This is a genomic window from Phenylobacterium sp. (genome assembly GCF_036263695.1).
Taxonomy (GTDB): Bacteria; Pseudomonadota; Alphaproteobacteria; order Caulobacterales; family Caulobacteraceae; genus Phenylobacterium.
The window spans coordinates 1-2,755 of sequence record NZ_DATAGM010000307.1 but is presented as its reverse complement, the minus strand read 5'-3'; the positions used below and the strand labels follow the sequence as shown (position 1 = coordinate 2,755).

At 68.9% G+C, this 2,755-nt stretch carries 4 protein-coding genes; 1 reads left to right on the top strand and 3 read right to left on the bottom strand.

The annotated features are described in order from the left end of the window. The 3 genes from VHK87_RS12525 to VHK87_RS12515 all read right to left on the bottom strand — a co-directional run. Positions 1-250, bottom strand: a 250-nt coding sequence (locus VHK87_RS12525; protein ID WP_329635230.1) for a hypothetical protein, incomplete at its 3' end; no start/stop codon positions are given. Between the two features lie 58 nt (positions 251-308). Next, positions 309-959 carry a fused DSP-PTPase phosphatase/NAD kinase-like protein gene (locus VHK87_RS12520; RefSeq protein ID WP_329635231.1) on the bottom strand — a complete coding sequence of 217 codons (651 nt, stop codon included), beginning with the start codon at positions 957-959 and terminating at the stop codon, positions 309-311. 194 nt (positions 960-1,153) lie between these two features. Further along, complete coding sequence (locus tag VHK87_RS12515; protein WP_329635229.1) at positions 1,154-1,636, bottom strand: SRPBCC family protein; 483 nt, start codon at positions 1,634-1,636, stop codon at positions 1,154-1,156. 119 nt (positions 1,637-1,755) lie between these two features. Here VHK87_RS12515 and VHK87_RS12510 point away from each other — a divergent pair. Then, on the top strand, positions 1,756-2,755 hold a 1,000-nt coding region (locus VHK87_RS12510; RefSeq protein ID WP_329635228.1), incomplete at its 3' end, for an ABC transporter transmembrane domain-containing protein.

Here is a 2,755-nt window from a genome sequence, read left to right as displayed (position 1 = left end):
CGTACTCGGCGCGGGCGATCAGGGCGTTTCGAAAGCGGTCGGTCGGTGGCTGCGGAATGCGCGCCTCCAGCCCGAGCCTGGCTTCTTCCTCATAGTCCTTCAGCCGCGCGGCGACCCAGGCGTCGTAGCTTTCGGTTCGGGGCGGGCAGGGGCGGCTGGAGACCAGCTGACCGTCAGCGGGCTGAGCCTGCGCGGTCTGCGCGAGACCTAGGATCACAAGTCCAAGAAGAAGCCCGCGCATGCCGCTCACCGTCTGCCGATCAGATGGAGATACCGCAGTTCGCCGGAAGAGTTCGGCGCGGCGCCCCCTACTCCCGCTTCAGGAACCGCTCCGTCATCAGGGTGCCCCACCACTGGGCGCGGAAGTCGGCCTTGATGCCGGCGGGGTCGTACATCGGGCTCTCGACCCATTCGAGGAAGCTCATGCCGGCCGGCTCGCCTTCGCGCAGGTAGCGCTCGAAAGTGTAGTCGAGGACGCCGGTCTTGCCGTGGCGGACGTGCAGGTAGCGCAGGTGCAGCTGGTCCACCGCCTCGCGGATCGTCTTGCCCTTGCGGAAGTGCATGTAGAAGACGCTCATGATCCCCGCGCGGTCCGCGCCGGACTTGCAGTGCATCAGGGCCGGGTACTCGATGGTCTCGAACAGGCGCTTGGCGCCCAGCACCCGGTCGCGGATCGGCACCTCGCGCGAGGTTATGGTGAAGTCGACCATCGTCAGGCCGTGCTTCTCGCAGGCGTGCTTCTCCAGCGCGTGGAAGCTGGCGTCGAAGCCGCCGCGCAGGTTAATGACCGTCTTGATGCCGCGCTTCTTCCAGGCCGCCAGCTGGTGCGGCCAGGGCTGGTTGGTGCGCACCAGCTCCTCGCTGATCCAGTGGGCGTTGGAGAAGCCCAGGCGCAGGTAGGCGTGGTCGTTCCACAGGTAGTCGAGGTAGGTCCGCACCCGCCCGCCCGGCGTGGACATGTCGAATCGGTTGTCGGGGCGGTCAGGTTTGAGCACGACGCTTACCTAGGAGGTCGGGGCGCGCTGCGCAAAGCGGCGAAGCGCGCACAAGCGCCCCTTCGACCACGCCCCGCGCGGTCCTCCTCCCCCGCCGCGAAGACTACGGGGGAGGGGATCTATCCGAAGCGGCGAGACGGAGGAGGCGCTCTAGCGGATCAAAGCGTCTTGGCGAGCTCCGCGAGTTGGTCGGCGCACAGGCCCCAGCCTTCGTGGAAGCCCATTTCCTCGTGCTGCTTCTTGGACTCGACGGTCCAGTGGCGGGCGCGGGCGATGTAGCGGGTCCGGCCGTTCCCGAGGTCCTGGAACTCGATGATGCCGGTGAAGAAAGGCTGCTCGGTGGGGATCCAGCCGTCGGTGTAGGCGTCAGTGAAAACGATCTTCTTCCCCGGGATCACCTCAAGGTAGACGCCGGCGTTCGGCATCTCGGTCCCGTCCGGGCCGCGCATGACGATCAGCGACTTGCCGCCGGTGCGCGGGTCCGTCTCGGCGTGCGGCACCTCCCACGGCTTGGGTGCGAACCACTGCTTCATGAGCTCGGGCTCGGTCCAGCAGCGGTAGAGGACGTGCGCCGGCGCGTCGATCTCACGGACCAGGACCAGTTCGCGCTCGTTGATCGGGGTGGTGTCGTCGAGGGGCATGGGGCTCTCCATCAGCTTGCGTTCAGCCTAAGGACGCACGAGATCGACACAACCCGACATTCCCCGGCGCGTAATCCGGTCGCCTTGACTTCGGCGCCGCAAAATCCGACCCCAGGACCATGACCGAGAGCGCGCGAAACGCCGACGCCGGGGCCGATCTGCCGGCCCGCGCGCTGATCGCGCGGCTCTGGGGCCGCTATCTCGCCCCGCGCTGGCCGGCGCTGGCGCTCTCGCTCGTTGCAGCCGTTGCGGTGGCCTACACGAGCGCGGCGCTGGTCGCGATACTGGAGCCGGCGGTCAACGATCTGATGGTGTTCAAGAACGCCGCCGCCCTCACCGCCATCCCGCTGACCATCGCCGCCCTGGCGCTGGGCCGCGCCGTGGCCCAGGTGGTTCAGGCGTCCGTGATCAACCGCATCGGCAACGCCGTGGTCGGCGACGTGCAGGTGCAGTTGTTCGGCAAGCTGGTGCGGGCGGACCTGGCCCGGCTGCGGGAGAAGCACTCGGGGGCCTACGTCTCCTCGGTACTCTACGACGCGGGCCTGATCCGTGAGGCGGCGACGGCCGGGATCGTCAACTACATCCAGCACGCGCTGATCGTGGCCGGCGCAATCACCGTGATGATCGGCAACGACCGGGCCCTGACGCTGGGGGTGCTGGTCGCCGCCCCGCTGGCCACTGGGGTGATGCGCCGCTTCTCCAGGCGCACGACCAAGGCCGCCAAGGGCGCCATGGCCGAGACCTCCGCCCTCTCCACGGCGATCATGGAGAGCCTGGACGGCGTGCGGGTGGTGAAGATCGAGAACCGCGAGGCGCACGAGGAAGCCCGGGTCGCCGAGGTGGTCCGCCGCCGCCAGCAGCACCTGGTGAAGGGCGCCAACGCCCGGGCCGCGGCGGCCCCCTCCACCGAGCTGATAATGACGCTGATCACCGCCGGTGTGCTGGCCTACGCCGGCTGGCGGGCCCAGACCGGGGCGATGAACGTCGGCGCGTTCGTGGCCTTCATGGCGGCCCTGGCCATGGCCTCGCAGTCGCTGCGCCAGCTCGCCAACCTGCAGACGGTGATGGCGGAAGGCATGTCGGCCGCGCGGCGCCTGTTCGCCGCCCTGGACGTGGAGC

Bases quoted from the DNA above. Each gene is read 5' to 3' on its own strand.
- VHK87_RS12515 (WP_329635229.1), bottom strand. From the start codon at position 1,636: ATGCCCCTCGACGACACCACCCCGATCAACGAGCGCGAACTGGTCCTG.
- VHK87_RS12520 (WP_329635231.1), bottom strand. From the start codon at position 959: ATGTCCACGCCGGGCGGGCGGGTGCGGACCTACCTCGACTACCTGTGG.